Here is an 11,972-nt window from a genome sequence, read left to right on the forward strand (position 1 = left end):
CCCGGTTCGGCCGCTCCCGTCGGGCCTGTCCGTGCCTTGTGCGGCACGGACAGGCCCCTGATCCGAACCGGCTGGAGACAGATACCATGACCCGCAAAGGGCGAACAAAGGCCGGATTTCCCAGATCGCCGACGCGGCGGTATCGGCGCATCCTGCTCGCTTCCGCGCTGGCTCTCGCGGCCGCACCCGCCGCAGCGCAGGACGAGCGGCCGCGCTGGTATGGCGTCGATCATGGCGCCCAGCAGGCGCGGCTCGTCTTTGGCGTGCCCGACGGCGGCATGACGTTGCTGAACTTCATCTGCGACAAGGGCGTTCCGGAGTTGTCGGCCTATATCACCCACCCGCCGGTGCGCCTCGCGGCCGGGACGAGCGTGCCGGTCCGCCTGAGCGACGGCAGCGCGACGCTGACCTTTCCCGCCACGGTTCAGCCGCCGGAGGCGGACGGCCTGCTGCGCCTGCGGGGGCAGGTGCCGCTCGACGCATCGTTCGAATCGATATTGGCGGCGGACGACCGGATGTCGGTCAGCGTCGCCGGATCATCGGCGCGCTATCCGCTGGACGGCGTTGCGGCAGCGGCGCGGCCGTTGATCGCGCTGTGCGGCACCGCCGCGCGGGCGGCGCCCGCCGCCGACCTGAAGGTCGCGGTCACGAACAGGAGCCGCCGCCGCCTCGAACAACTCGCGCTGCGCGAACCCGACGGCATCGAAAGCGATTCGGACGCCTTCGGCTATGACGGACTGGCCCCGGGCCGCACGCGGACCTTCACCATCCCCGGCGGCGCGGGCGTCTGCACCTATGAAATCTCCGTCCTGTTCGAGGAAAAGGAAGAGGATTGCTGCAGCGACCCCATCCCCATCGCCCAGCAGGATCTGTGCGACGACCCGCGCATCATCGTCCATGACTGAGCGGCACAAATCGGGCGCACGCCTCGGCGGCCCGTTTCTTTGCGCGCTGGCGCTGGGCGGCGCGGCCCCTTCGACCGCGCAGCCGGCGCCGTCCGTCACCGTTCCAGCGAGCTTCGATTGCGGCAAGGCGACGCGCGCGGTCGATCGCTTCATCTGCGCCAACGCCGCGCTGCGCTGGCAGGACCTCGCCCTGTCGCGCAGCTATCGCGCCGTGCTGGCGAAACTGGCCGGCCCGGCGCGCGCGGCGCTGGTGGCGGAGCAGCGCGACTGGGTGGGCGAGCGCGACCGCCGCTGTGCCGCCGACCGCAGCTTCGCCGAGTTGAACGATCCCGCGTCGTGGGTTCATGACCAGGCCTATGACTGCATGATGGTCGTTTATCTCGGCCGCCGCCAGGAATTGGGCGACCGCGCCGCCGCGCCGGTCGCGACGCGCGTGATCGGCGAGATCGACCTTCGCCCCATCGCCCGCGCGCGGCCCGAACTGGCCGAGAACGGGCGCGTGCCGGTCGCGGGGATGCGCCTGTCGCCCGACGGCAGCCATGTCGCGATCCTGCTGCCCAGTCAGGAACTCGACGGCCCCGACCAGTTGTGGCTCTATCGCGTGGCAGACCACAAGCTGGTGCCCGTGACGCCGCCTCCCGACACGCGCGCGAAACATCCCGCCGACGCCGTGGCCCTGATCACCGGCTTCGCCTGGCGCGGCGGGACGCTGTTCGCCATCGCCTCGCTGTGGGGTGACGGCAGCGACGGCCTCGACGGCCCACAGGCTTATTACGCCGCGACGGTCGCGGGCAGCCGACGCCTGCGCGACAAGCCGGCCGAAGCGGACAATCTGTGGGAATCGGTGACGGGCGGCCTCGTGTACCGCGAGGACGAATTTTCCGACGACCTCGACGCCGTGGACTCGCTGCGCGGCAATGCCGGCTGGCTGGTCTGGACGGCGGATCGGGGCCGCGGCACCGTCGACCTCCATATCCGCACGCGAAAGCCGCTGGGCGCGCCTTATCTGGTGGCGTGGGGTGGGTGGGAACTGGCATCCTTCCTGTTCGACGACGCGCGCTCGCGCCTGACCTATCCCGCCGACGTCGGCATCGTGCGCTTCGACATGGCGACCCGCACCGAGCGCCGCATCGCGGGCACATGGCGCGGCGACCTGCCCTATGCCGTGTCCGCCGATCAGGGCACGCTGCTGTGGGCGACGCGCAACGCCTGCGGCGAGGAGCATGAGCCCGACCCCGACGCGCCCGAACGCTTCTGCCTCGCCGCGATGACGGGCGGCGGGTGAGCCATGGGGTTTTTCGCGAACCTGTTCGATGCATTCTCGAAGCCGAGGCTTACCGACCCGGTGCAAGGCACGGCGCAGGTCGTGTCGTCCTCCATGCCGCCCTATCACAGCCGCGGCGGCGGCATGTGCGTGATGAACCTCGTCGTCACGGTGCCGGGGCAGCCCAGCGTGGCGGTCCGAAAGGCGAGCATCGTCAAGCTGTCGCAATGGCCGATGCCCGGCGCGGTTCTGCCCGTCCTCGCCGAGCGGACCGATCCGCGAAGATATGCGATCCTGTGGGATCGATTCTCGTCCGGCGCAGAGAGCGGCGCGGAACGGGCACGGCAGATCGCCGACCGGCTCAACGCCGGGGACCGGGCGGAGCCGGGCGCGAGCGGAAACCGATCCGGCATGTACGACAGCATCACCGTCAATGGACAGCCCGCGACGAGCGAAACCATCGCCGCATTGGAAGCCATGACGGGCATGGACCTGAACGGCGACGGACGGGTCGCCGGACGGGGCTCGGCGTCTGCGGGTCAGGAGGCCGCGCAGGATGCCGAGGACCGGCTGCGCCGCCTCCAGTCGCTGCGCGACGGCGGCCTGATCGATGAAGCGGAATATCAGGCCAAACGGGCAGACATCTTGTCCGGGCTGTGAGAGCGCGGCCCGGCGAGTGGGATGAGGCGACAGGCGATGAACGACGCGACCATATTCATGATGGGCATGATGCTATTGGGGCCGGCGATCATATTGGTCGTGGGCCTGATCGGGCGCATGACCGTGCGCGGCATAGCCAAGGGCGCCTTGCCCGGGCCCGCCGCGCGCTGGGGGTGCGGACTGTCGGTGCTGCTCGGCATCTGTGCCTTTTGCGGCCTGATGGTCGCGACGGCGGGCGGGGCGGTCCACCCGCCGCTGGTGATGACCGCCGCGCCCTATGCCTGCGACGGGGCGCTGGAGCTTCAGTCGCGGGACTACAGCTACAAGCCGGGGCAGCAGGGCGTCGCGCGCAATATCTATTGCATCGGCGCCGACGGCGAGCGGCGCGACATCACGCTGCGCGCGATCGGCGCGGCGACCATCTATTACACGTTGATCTGCTTCGCCGTCGCGCTGGTGCTGCTGTTTCTCTTTCGGCTGCTGAAGCCGCGCCGTCCCGCCGGCATCGACTCGCCGTCCCTCGCCGAGTTGCGGCAAAAAATGGCCGACAGGCTGCACACCGACGCCGACATCGTGCGCCGCCCCGCCGCGCCGCCCGACGCAGGCGGCGGGAGCGTCGAGGATCGGCTGCTCCACCTGCAATCGCTGCGCGAGGGCGGCCTGATCAGCGAAGCGGAATATCAGGCCAAGCGCGCCGAGATATTGGGCGGCCTGTGATACGCCGCCGGGTCCTCCTGTGTCTTGCGGTCCTGCTCCCGGCCGCCGTCGCGGGCTGCGCCAGCCGCGAGCGAGCGGCGCGCGATACGTTCGCGGAGCGGTTCACTTGCCCGATCGAACGCGTAACGGCGACCAAAGTCGACGGCGTGCGCCGGAGCGAAGTGCTCGAGCGTGCGACCCCCATTCCGGACCCGCCCGCCGAAATCCGCGCCGACCCCGCGCGGTTCGCCCAGTGGACCGACAGTCATCGGGTCTCGCCCGGCTTCGACGGCTATTATGAGGGATATCGCGCCGCCGGATGCGGGCACAGGGCCGAATATCTCTGCACCTGCCCGATCGAGGCCCCGATCGCGAAACAGGCCGCCTGCACGTGCGAGGCGCCGTCCGTCCCGCTGTTGCCGGATGGAATGCAAGGAGAGCGAGAATGATGCGCGCGCTGATCGGACCGGGGATCGTCGCCGCGATCTTCGGCCTGATCTTCCTGCTCGCCGGGCTGGAGGATTTTCGCAAGACGCATCGCTCGCGCCTGTTCCGGCCGCTCGACATCCTCCCCGCCGCGGCGGGCTGGGGCTTCCTCGCCATGATGTTCGCGGTCGCGGGCGGCGCCGTCTATCCGCCGATCGTGTCGACGGTCGCCGAACCCATCGTCTGCCCGGGCGGCCTCGACACGCTGTCGCGCGACTATAGCTATAGGCCGGGGCAGCAGGGCGTCACGCGCAACCTGCTGTGCGCGGGAGAGGATGGCGAGCCGCGCGACGTCACCATCCCCGCGATCGCCGTGGCGACATTGATCTATACCGCCGCCGGACTGCTGTTTTCGGCGTTGCGGTCGATGCTGCGCCGGCGCCGCCGCATATCCAGTGCCGATCCTGAAAGGCGAGACCATGATGTCGTTGAAAATTAATCCGCTCCCCGGCGTTCTGGCCGGCATCCTGCTCGCCTCGTCCGTTCCGGCGTCGGCGGAGGAGGAGCCTGTTGCATCCGCGGCCGTGCAGCAGGAATTCGACGCCTTCCTGACCCGATTCCGCGCCGCGCTCGCGGCCGATGATGCGACCGCGGTCGCGGGAATGACGCAGTTCCCGTTCATGCCATATCTCGATGAGGGCGGCAGCAGCGACGCCGCCGCGTTTCGCGCCGAAAGCTATCCGCGCTTCCTGGCCGCGAAGGCGCGCCGATGCCTTGCGCGCCGGAACGCCATCCACGATCGCGAGCCCGATGGCGGCGAGACCTTCGTGATCTTCTGCGGCGATCTGGGATATTATTTCCACAGGACGCAGGACGGATTCCGGTTCACCGAGGTCGGACCGAACGATTGAGGCGGGCGCGCGCCCTCGCCCGGTTCAATCGACCGGCTCAATCGACCGGCGCGCTTCGGGGGGCGAGCAGGGTCGCAAGGAACCGCCGGTCGGACCAGTCGCTCTTGCGGCCCGCGAGCAGCGCGGCGACGTCGAGGCGGGCCTGGCGGACGATGGTCAATCCCAGCGAGGGGATGACGTACAGCCGCTGGTCGCCGGCGCCCGCGGCAACGACGAGATCGGCGGGAAGCCCCGCGGCGGGATCGGTGATGTCGGTCGAGCGGGTGACCGGGTCGTCGGACGGCGTCGCGCGCGGGAGCCACCAGGTGAGGCCATAGGCCGGATTGGCCTCGCTCCCCTCGAACAGCTCGGCAAAGGTCGCCGCGTCGACGAGCGGCTTGCCGTCGACCTTGCCGCCCATGCGGACGAACTCGCCGATTTTCGCCCACTCGGTGGCGGCAAGGACGAGGCCCTGCGGCATCAGCGGATGCCCGTCGGGCCCGTTTCTCCACTCGCCGACCGTCACGCCGAGCGGCGTCAGCAACCGCCGCTCGATATAGCGCCGCGGATCGGCGTCGCGCCCCGCGGCCGCCAGCTTGCGCCGCATCACCTCGCCGAAGATCTGCAACGGCGTCGGGCCATATTGGAAGCGGGTGCCGGGCTCCGCGGTCAGCGCGACCCGCAGCGAATCGGCATAGCCCTGCGGGCGGCCGATCGCCGAGGGCTGGCCGCTGGTCATGGCGAGCAGCTGGCGCAGCGTGATCGCCGCCTTGCCGGGATCGTCCCGCCATTCGGCGATCGTGTCGGACGCCCGTTCGTCGAGCGCGAGCAGCCCGTCCTGCACCGCCGCCGCCGCCATCAGGCCGACGAGGCTCTTGGTGCCGGACCAGAGTTCGTGGGGCCGGGCGGTGTCCTGCGACGCACAGACGACCTCGCCATTCCGGATGACGAGGACGGCGAGCCCCTTGTGCGCATCCGAATAGGCGATCGCCGCGGCGCAGCCGGGCCGCGCGCCTTCGGCCGTGGGCACGGGAGCGGCGGGCGCGCTTCCGGCCGCCACGGGGGTCGCCGCCACGGCGACGGTCAGAAGAAGAAGACGCCCGATCATGGCCTGCCCTTTCCACATGCGCTGGGTTGTGTTCGCATTTATTATCGATAATAAGTGCGACTGCAATCGAAGATTGTCCTGTCGGGCGCGCAAGCTAGGATGGGGCGTTCAACAGAAACGATCGGGGATCATGGCCGTCACGACGAGCGACGAGGACAATGCACCGACGCAGGACCGCGTCATTGCGCGGCTGCTGATCGACGACATCGTCGCGTGGCGCATTCCGCCGGGCTCATGGCTCCGCGAGCGCGAGATCGCTGCCCGCTTCGGGGTCAGCCACGCCCCCGTTCGCGAGGCATTCCGCCATGTCGCGAGCATCGGCCTGATCAAGGTCGTGCCCTGGCGCGGCGCGTTCGCGATCGACGTCGACGATCATGGCGCGGACGAGATCTACGAGTTGTGGAAGGCGCTGTTCGGCGTCGTCTGCCGCCTCGCCTGCACGGCGATGAGCGACCGCGACGGGCGCGAGCTCATGCACCGGCTCGTCGAATATAAGGATGTGACCGAGCGGACGACGAACTCGGCCGAGCATCTGCGAGTGTCGAACCGGATCGGCCGCTTCATCGCCAAGCGCTCCAACGCGCCGCTGGCGCTCGAACTGCTCGACCGGCTGGCGCTGCTCGCCCGGTGGCAGCACAATGTCTACACCGACGAGTTCGTCGCGGCGCATGGCGAGGGAGAGGTCGGCCGGCGCTCGGCAGTGCTCTACGAACAGCTCTGCCGCCATATCGTCGCCCGCGAGCCCGATGACGCCGACCGGGTGGCGCGCGACCTGATCGCGACGTCGCAGCAGAATTTCGCCGAGGCGCTCGCAGAGTACAAGGCGCGGCGCGGCAAGCCGAAAACGGGCCGCCGCCGGGCGCGATCGTGAAGCGCGGCCGAACCGACCGCCGCACGCTGCTGAAGGCGGGGTTCGCGGCACCGATCGCGTGGCAGGCGCCGCCCGCCATGGCGACCCCGGCCGATGGCGCGCTGTTCGACCCCGACACCTTGTTCGCGGACGTTCGGGCCTATGCCGAAGCGGGCAACAAGCAGTCGGGCGGCGCGGGCGATCGCTGGACCGCGGACTGGACCGCGAGCCGGCTTGACGCGGCGGGCTTCGCGGTCGAGCGGCAGGCGTTCGAGGTGCCGTGGTTCGAGGCATCGCTTTGCACGCTGACGATCGGCGACCTCGCAATTGCGTCTACCGCGCAGCCGCTCGCGGTCCCCACGCCGCCGGACGGCCTGTCCGCGCCGTTGCGGCTGGCCGAGACGGCGGGGCGCCTCGACGGCGCGATCGCGCTCGTCCGGCTGCCGCACCGTCGCTGGTCCAGCCTCCTCGAACCGGCGGCGCGGGCGCCGATCGCCGACGCGATCGCGCGCGGGGCGGCCGCCGTCATCCTCGTCACGACCGGCCCGACGGGCGAGGCGCTGCTGCTCAATGCCCCCGCCGACAAGCCGCTCGCGGACAGGCCGATCGTCCTGCTGGCGCCGAAGCGCGCGGCACCCGCGATCGAGGCCGCGCGGTACGGGGGCCAGGCGACGCTGCGGTTGACCGGGCGCGGCGGCCGGCGGATCGCCGAGAATATCGTCGGACGGCGCCGGGTATCGGCGGGGCGCTGGATCATCGTGTCGACGCCGCGATCGGGCTGGACCGACTGCGCCGGCGAGCGTGGGCCGGGGATCGCAATCTGGCTCGCACTCGCCCGGTGGGCGCCGCGCGCCTTCCCGCGGCACAATCTGCTCTTCGTCTGCAACAGCGGTCACGAATATGAGAATCTGGGGGCCGTACACCTGGTCGAGACGATCGCACCGCCGCCGGGCGAGAGCGATTTCTGGCTGCACCTGGGCGCCAACGCCGCGACGCGCGACTGGCAGGAGATCCCGGGCCGCCTGCTGCCGCTGCCGAGTGCGGACAGCCATCGCTTCCTGATGACGTCGCCCGATCTGGTCGAACCCGCGCGGCGGATCTTCAAGGGGCAGCCGGGGATCGAAATGGCCTATCCCTCCGGCGAGGGCGCGGCGGGGGAACTGGCCGAGGTCGTCCGGGCGGGCTACCCCCGCCACGCCGGAATCTTCGGCGCCCATCGCCACCATCATGCCGCGACCGACGATTTGTCGACCGTCGCGGCCGAACCGCTTGCCGCTACGGCGCGCGGCTTTCGCGATCTTCTGACCGCCGCCATTCCCGCCGACCGCTGACCGCCACCGCCGGCATCGCGATGTTTCCGGCTTGACTCGCGCTTGCCGATTGCACAAAATTATCGATAATAATTGCACAATGCCTTTGGGAGGGATTCATGAAACGCAAGACGCATCTTCTTTTCTGCGCGACCGCGGTCTGGACCGCGATGGCCGGCCCATCCTTCGCGCAGGACGTCGCGCCCGCGGCGCTCCCGGCCGACGCGGCGTCCGAGGCGGGCGACGACGGCGCCATCGTCGTCACCGCGCGGCGCCGCGAAGAGCGTCTGTCGGACATTCCGACCGCGGCGTCGGTGATCGACGCCGCCGCGCTGACCGATCGCGGCGGCGCGCAGACGAGCGGCGAACTGCTCGCCGATCAGCCGAGCATCCGCTTCAACAACCTCAGTTCGTCGGTGACCTCGGAAATATCGATCCGCGCCTCCTCGACCGCGCGCGCGACCAACGGCGACCCCAGCGTCGGCCTCTATCGCAACGGGTCCTATATCGGCGGCGGTGCCGTCGGCGGGCGCAATTTCAGCCGCCTCGACATGCTCGACATCGGCCGGGTCGAGGTGCTGCGCGGCACGCAGGGGGCGCTCTATGGCCGCAACGCCGTCGGCGGCGCGATCAACATCATCTCGGCCGAGCCCGGATTCGACCTCTCCGGCTGGGCGAGCGCCCGCTACGGCTTCGAGACCAACAGCTTCCAGATGCAGGGCGCGGTCAACGTCCCGCTCGGCGAGGGCGCGGCCGTGCGCATCAGCGGCGACCTGGTCCAGCAGGACAAGGGCTTCTTCTACAACCCCGATAACGATGTCTATTTCGACCGGCAGAAGGGGCACGGCCTGCGCGGCCAGCTTCGCCTCGCGCGCGGCCCCGTCGACATCGTCCTGCTCGCCGAGACGCAGCGGCTGACGACCCCCGCGATCCATTATCAGATCTTCATTCCGGCCGGCACGCCGGGCTTTCCCGGCGGCTATATCCAGGATCGCTTCCGCTATCCCTGGAGCACCGCGCCGCGCGCCAGCCAGGACATCGACGGGCTGCAGGCGATCGTGCGCGTTGACCTTGGCGGCGCCCGGCTCAACGCGACGACCTTCTTCCGCAAGCGGCACAGCGAATATGATCTCGACAACGACGGCGTCAGCGCCGCGGAGCTGGCGCGCGCCCGCGCCGCCGGGCAGGTCGGGCCGGCGACGCCGATCGATCCTGGCAGCGCCTCCTATGTCGTCGACACGACCGACGTGCTGTCGCAGGATTTGCACGTCACCGGCGGCAGCGACCGCCTGACCTGGCTGTTCGGCGTCGAGGCGATGCTGCTCGACAGCGACTTCTCGGTGACGACGACCCGCACGCCGACGCTGGCCAATCCATCGCCGGGCAACGTCGCGCCCGCGCGGCTCCATTTCGAAAGCTATGCCGCCTATGGCTCGCTCGGCCTCGACCTCACCGACAGGCTCAACCTGACCGGCGAGCTGCGCTACACCCGCGACAGCCGCAGCATCAGCGCCCGGCTCTACGATCTGGGGACCGGGCTTCCGACCGGTGGACCGACCCGCGTCATCGACGACAGCATCGAAGCCGACAACCTCTCCTACAATGCGACGCTGTCCTACAAGCTCGCACCCCGCATCCTCGCCTATGCCAAGGCCGGAAGCAGCTATCGGGCCGGCGGGTTCAACACGCGCCTGTCCGACCCGCGCGCGCCGAGCCCGGTCGAGGTGCTGTTCGGCAACGAGAACAGCACGAGCTATGAGGTCGGGATCAAGGGGCAGCCCGCCCGCCGCGGCTATTTCGCGATCGCGGGCTATTACACCGATCTTCGCGACCTGATCGCGCAGGTCGACGACGGCTGCGCCCTGACCAATCCGACCTGCCCGGTGGCCGCGGTCAGCTATCTGACCAATGCCGGCAATGCGAAGAGCTGGGGCATCGAGGCCGAATACAGCCAGGGATTCGACATCGGCGCGGGAAGCGGGCGCCTCGCGCTCAGCGGTTCGCGTCAGGGCGGCGAGGTCAAAAGCGGACGCTACGCGGGTCTCGACCTGGCGCAGGTGCCCGACTGGCTGGCGTCGGCGAACCTCAATCTGCGCTATCCGATCGCGCGCGACGTGATGCTTACGGGGAATATCCTGGTGAGCGCGCAATGGGGCGGCAAACAGGAACTGACGCCGACCTCGGTCGACCTCGACGACTATCGGCTCGTCAACCTGCGCTTCGGCGTCGAATTCGGCGGGTTCGGCATCGCCGCCTTTGCCAACAACGTCTTCGACAAGGTCTATTATGTCGCGCAGGCGCCGACGATCAACCGCTACAGCCAGCCGCGCGTCGTCGGTCTCGAAGCCCGGTACAGCTTCTGAAAAACGGGCCGATGCTGGCCTGCACGGGCAGGCATGGCATCGGCCCAAGGTTTCCCCAGTGGTGGGGCGGAGAAGACCGGAACGCGATCGGTGGCGGCTATTCGAGCAGCGGCAGCAGTTCGTCGGTCAGATAGCCGAAGCGGCGCATCTGTCGGTGATGGGCGGTCACGACCGCGCGAACCTGACGCGGGGTCAGCCTGTCCCGCCACTGATCCGCACGCCCCTCGCGAAAGAAGCGTTCGGCGCTGTCGGGCTTTTCGCTGAACCCCGCCGCATCCTCCTGCTGTTTCAGCGCCGCGAAGGACGACCGCTCGATGGCGGTGGCGAGTTGTTCGGGCGAGGGCGCAAGCAGCAGGTGGCGGGCGAGCGCCCCGAACGCCGCGGCCGGATCGGCCAGCATGTCCTCGTAGCGCATGACGTGAATCGCGCGATGCGGCGAGCGGGTCCAGCTTTCGACATGCTGGCTCCACGATCCGTAGATCTCATAGACGCTCTTGTCCGAAACGCCGGTTTCCTTGTTGCGCAGCGCCATCTCCCCGATCGCATAGTCGATGTCGCTGCCCAGGTGGTGCGCATAGGATATGGCGACGTCGAGCGGATTGCGCACGATATAGACGGCGCCCGACGTCACCGCGAAGTTGATCGCGGGCACGCCGCGGTCGGCCACCAGCGCATGGTGGGTCTTGACCATCGCCAGCCCCTCGGTGCGCTCGGCGATCTCGGCCTGCACGGCGGGGCGGATGCGCGCGATCTCGTCGCGGTCGGCTTCGGTGACCGGCTTGCCCAGATGGCGCTCGTAGGGTTTGGCCGCGATGTCCCACAGCGTATATTCGGTCATCCGGTTGATGCTCTGCGGCGCGCCCGCTTCGTCGTCCTGCATGATCTTCAGCAGGTTGTTGAGGAACGCCCGCGTCCAGGTGTTGCCCGACTTGGGGTAGGAGGCGATCCACAGGATGCCGCTGGGCGCCGCCGCCGTCCCCGGCGCCTCGTCGCGGTCGCGGCGCTCGTCCCGCTCAATCGAGGCGGGCATGACGGAACCAGCCGACGCGCACCTGTTCGCCGCGCGGCGTATAGCCGATCAGCGTCAGGTCGATGCCATAGATCGGCCAGATCGGCTCGCGCTGCTTTTCGCGCAACTCCCCCGATTGCAGGATCGCGACCATGCCCAGCAGATTTTCCTGCACATGGTCGGCCGCCCAGGCTTCCAGCACCGTGCGGGTGTGGCCGATGATCCGCGCCGCGACATCCTTGCGCCGCGCGGCGGGCGACACCGCGCACCGCAGATGGGCGAACCGCCCCTTCAGCGGCGGGAAATCGCCCAGCCGCGCCGTCGAAACCCCCGCCAGCCGCCCGCCGAGATAGGCGACGACGCACAGTTCGGCGGCGCGTTCCGCCGCGACATCGTCGGGCATGCCGATCTCGCGCCAGAAGCTCTTGGCGTCGGCGACGCAACGCGGATCGTCGCGCCGCCATGCCTGAACGATTTCCAACGGTTCCATG

At 69.5% G+C, this 11,972-nt stretch carries 13 protein-coding genes; 10 read left to right on the plus strand and 3 right to left on the minus strand.

Annotated elements, in window-relative coordinates:
- Nucleotides 1-86 precede the first annotated feature (86 nt).
- The 7 genes from C3E99_RS19855 to C3E99_RS14950 are packed head-to-tail and all read left to right on the plus strand — an operon-like array spanning nt 87 to nt 4,862.
- Nucleotides 87-905 (plus strand): hypothetical protein, encoded by an 819-nt coding sequence (locus tag C3E99_RS19855; protein WP_076077164.1) that lies wholly within the window; start codon nt 87-89, stop codon nt 903-905.
- On the plus strand, nt 898-2,190 hold the full coding sequence (locus tag C3E99_RS14925) for a lysozyme inhibitor LprI family protein (protein WP_158682323.1): 1,293 nt from the start codon (nt 898-900) through the stop codon (nt 2,188-2,190). The genes C3E99_RS19855 and C3E99_RS14925 overlap by 8 nt, the downstream gene beginning before the upstream one ends.
- A 3-nt stretch (nt 2,191-2,193) precedes the next feature.
- Nucleotides 2,194-2,829 (plus strand): SHOCT domain-containing protein, encoded by a 636-nt coding sequence (locus tag C3E99_RS14930; RefSeq protein WP_104960015.1) that lies wholly within the window; start codon nt 2,194-2,196, stop codon nt 2,827-2,829.
- Between the two features lie 36 nt (nt 2,830-2,865).
- Entirely contained in the window at nt 2,866-3,546 is a 681-nt protein-coding gene (locus C3E99_RS14935) for an SHOCT domain-containing protein (RefSeq protein ID WP_104960016.1), read from the plus strand.
- Nucleotides 3,543-3,974 carry a hypothetical protein gene (locus tag C3E99_RS14940; protein WP_104960017.1) on the plus strand — a complete coding sequence of 144 codons (432 nt, stop codon included), beginning with the start codon at nt 3,543-3,545 and terminating at the stop codon, nt 3,972-3,974. Before C3E99_RS14935 ends, C3E99_RS14940 begins: the two co-directional genes overlap by 4 nt.
- Nucleotides 3,971-4,450, plus strand: coding sequence for a hypothetical protein (locus C3E99_RS14945; RefSeq protein WP_076077171.1), 480 nt, complete (start codon nt 3,971-3,973; stop codon nt 4,448-4,450). The genes C3E99_RS14940 and C3E99_RS14945 overlap by 4 nt, the downstream gene beginning before the upstream one ends.
- Nucleotides 4,431-4,862 carry a hypothetical protein gene (locus C3E99_RS14950; protein ID WP_158682324.1) on the plus strand — a complete coding sequence of 144 codons (432 nt, stop codon included), beginning with the start codon at nt 4,431-4,433 and terminating at the stop codon, nt 4,860-4,862. The genes C3E99_RS14945 and C3E99_RS14950 overlap by 20 nt, the downstream gene beginning before the upstream one ends.
- Nucleotides 4,863-4,899: 37 nt before the next feature.
- Here the strand turns inward: C3E99_RS14950 and C3E99_RS14955 are convergent, their stop codons facing one another.
- Nucleotides 4,900-5,949 (minus strand): serine hydrolase domain-containing protein, encoded by a 1,050-nt coding sequence (locus C3E99_RS14955; protein ID WP_158682325.1) that lies wholly within the window; start codon nt 5,947-5,949, stop codon nt 4,900-4,902.
- A 130-nt stretch (nt 5,950-6,079) separates the two neighbouring features.
- Between C3E99_RS14955 and C3E99_RS19860 the strand changes: the two genes are divergently transcribed.
- The 3 genes from C3E99_RS19860 to C3E99_RS14970 all read left to right on the plus strand — a co-directional run bounded on the left by C3E99_RS19860 (nt 6,080) and on the right by C3E99_RS14970 (nt 10,472).
- Nucleotides 6,080-6,820: a GntR family transcriptional regulator gene (locus tag C3E99_RS19860; protein ID WP_067108136.1), complete on the plus strand. Its 741-nt coding sequence runs from the start codon at nt 6,080-6,082 to the stop codon at nt 6,818-6,820.
- Nucleotides 6,817-8,130, plus strand: coding sequence for a hypothetical protein (locus C3E99_RS14965; protein ID WP_076077178.1), 1,314 nt, complete (start codon nt 6,817-6,819; stop codon nt 8,128-8,130). Before C3E99_RS19860 ends, C3E99_RS14965 begins: the two co-directional genes overlap by 4 nt.
- Before the next feature lie 98 nt (nt 8,131-8,228).
- Nucleotides 8,229-10,472 (plus strand): TonB-dependent receptor, encoded by a 2,244-nt coding sequence (locus C3E99_RS14970; RefSeq protein WP_104960018.1) that lies wholly within the window; start codon nt 8,229-8,231, stop codon nt 10,470-10,472.
- 97 nt (nt 10,473-10,569) lie between these two features.
- Here C3E99_RS14970 and C3E99_RS14975 read toward each other — a convergent pair whose 3' ends face one another.
- Nucleotides 10,570-11,502 (minus strand): sulfotransferase domain-containing protein, encoded by a 933-nt coding sequence (locus C3E99_RS14975; protein ID WP_083675172.1) that lies wholly within the window; start codon nt 11,500-11,502, stop codon nt 10,570-10,572.
- Complete coding sequence (locus C3E99_RS14980; RefSeq protein ID WP_076077185.1) at nt 11,486-11,971, minus strand: GNAT family N-acetyltransferase; 486 nt, start codon at nt 11,969-11,971, stop codon at nt 11,486-11,488. Before C3E99_RS14980 ends, C3E99_RS14975 begins: the two co-directional genes overlap by 17 nt.
- Nucleotide 11,972 lies beyond the last annotated feature (1 nt).

The sequence above is a fragment of the Sphingopyxis sp. MG genome (assembly GCF_002953155.1).
Taxonomy (GTDB): Bacteria; Pseudomonadota; Alphaproteobacteria; order Sphingomonadales; family Sphingomonadaceae; genus Sphingopyxis; species Sphingopyxis granuli.

Coding starts and splice junctions, on each gene's coding strand:
- C3E99_RS19860 (WP_067108136.1), top strand. CDS start 6,080: ATGGCCGTCACGACGAGCGACGAGGACAATGCACCGACGCAGGACCGC.
- C3E99_RS14925 (WP_158682323.1), top strand. CDS start 898: ATGACTGAGCGGCACAAATCGGGCGCACGCCTCGGCGGCCCGTTTCTT.
- C3E99_RS14970 (WP_104960018.1), top strand. CDS start 8,229: ATGAAACGCAAGACGCATCTTCTTTTCTGCGCGACCGCGGTCTGGACC.
- C3E99_RS19855 (WP_076077164.1), top strand. CDS start 87: ATGACCCGCAAAGGGCGAACAAAGGCCGGATTTCCCAGATCGCCGACG.
- C3E99_RS14950 (WP_158682324.1), top strand. CDS start 4,431: ATGATGTCGTTGAAAATTAATCCGCTCCCCGGCGTTCTGGCCGGCATC.
- C3E99_RS14980 (WP_076077185.1), bottom strand. CDS start 11,971: ATGGAACCGTTGGAAATCGTTCAGGCATGGCGGCGCGACGATCCGCGT.
- C3E99_RS14930 (WP_104960015.1), top strand. CDS start 2,194: ATGGGGTTTTTCGCGAACCTGTTCGATGCATTCTCGAAGCCGAGGCTT.
- C3E99_RS14955 (WP_158682325.1), bottom strand. CDS start 5,949: ATGATCGGGCGTCTTCTTCTTCTGACCGTCGCCGTGGCGGCGACCCCC.
- C3E99_RS14935 (WP_104960016.1), top strand. CDS start 2,866: ATGAACGACGCGACCATATTCATGATGGGCATGATGCTATTGGGGCCG.
- C3E99_RS14945 (WP_076077171.1), top strand. CDS start 3,971: ATGATGCGCGCGCTGATCGGACCGGGGATCGTCGCCGCGATCTTCGGC.
- C3E99_RS14975 (WP_083675172.1), bottom strand. CDS start 11,502: ATGCCCGCCTCGATTGAGCGGGACGAGCGCCGCGACCGCGACGAGGCG.